The 1322-nt window shown below is 32.6% G+C and carries 1 pseudogene; it reads left to right on the top strand.

Going from position 1 to position 1322, the window contains the following annotated elements:
* Positions 1-613: 613 nt before the first annotated feature.
* Positions 614-1322, top strand: a pseudogene (locus tag FOF46_RS30795) (hypothetical protein); the annotation flags it as partial.

Below are 1322 nucleotides of genomic sequence, written 5' to 3'. Positions count from 1 at the left end.
TGATTTATTAACTGCAACAGGAGCAATTATCAACTGCCCGGTAATTACACAACCGGGAGCAAGTGTAATAGGTACTCAAATCGGGTCTCCTCGTAATAATTAATTAAGCATTAAAAGAACTTATATATATATCTAAAGCTTAGGAGAATTAATTCTCCTAAGCTTTTTTTGTACCTCAAATACAATATTAAAACTAAAAACCTTACTTTTTAATTAAAATCAAATCGACCACTTTTTAAAAAATCAGATCGAATCGTTTATTTTCATTTTTATTGACATTAAAAACCTGCTCTAATATGTTAGCTATCTAACATTTGCGCTTTTCTATCTCATTTATAAGACACAAAAATTCTGTTAATTAATTGCAAAAATCATTGATTTATTATGTTTTTCGCTTAAGCCAAATTCCTCCAAAAGACCAATAAAATCAATACTTTTCTTCAAATTGAACACATAACACTTATAAATCTCAATATTTTTTATTTTTTTTCTCTGTAAGTATGAAATATTGCTGTCGTCTCAATTAACATCAAAACCTAAAGAATATTTTGATACTCTTAAAACGATTGGCCAATTGTTTTTTTAAAGACACAAAAATTTAAAAAAACAAAACATGAAAAATTTTAGAATAATACTTTTAAGCCTATTTGCTGCTACACTATTTTCAGCTTGTAGTAATGATGACAATGTAATAACAGATGACCAATCTGTAGCAGATTCAAAATCCTTTCAATCTTTTAAAGCCTTAAAGGAAGCTAAACTATTACTAAACAGTATTCGCCGAGATGGAGGAACTCCTTATAATGTATTTCGCCCTGCACTTACTTTTACTGCAGAACAAAATGTCTTTCTACCAAGTGTATTAGGTATTGATTATCGAATAGATAGGTCAGTAGTTCCGGCAGGTCCAACAGCAAGGTTTCCGATGTTTCAAGGTTGGGAAACTTTGCCTGATGGAAGTCGTAGAAAAGGTTATTATGTTATAACTGAAGCATCTGACAAAAAAATGGCTAAAAAGTTAGGTGTTATTTTTTCACCTAGAATGGCAGCATCAATTGGATCAGGAGGAGAACAAAATGCTTATTTCACTCGTAAAGGGAGGCTTGTTTTTGAAGGATCTGTAGATTTTTCACCAAAAAGGTCTTTGACCGCTGGAGGAACATCAGCAGATGGATTATTATTTGGTTTCCCGCCAGCAGAAGTTAATCCTGGTGCGATAGCAGATGGAGCATGGTCTTCTTATGTTGTTTTACCTAGTGGGGTGGTAATCAATGCTCAGTTAGTAGCTAACAGCACTGGTATTCATGATAGAATCCCTCATC

Source organism: Aquimarina algiphila, from assembly GCF_007489275.1.
Classification (GTDB): domain Bacteria; phylum Bacteroidota; class Bacteroidia; order Flavobacteriales; family Flavobacteriaceae; genus Aquimarina; species Aquimarina algiphila.
Note: the sequence above shows the minus strand (reverse complement) of the source record. Positions and strands in the feature narration are given on the sequence as shown.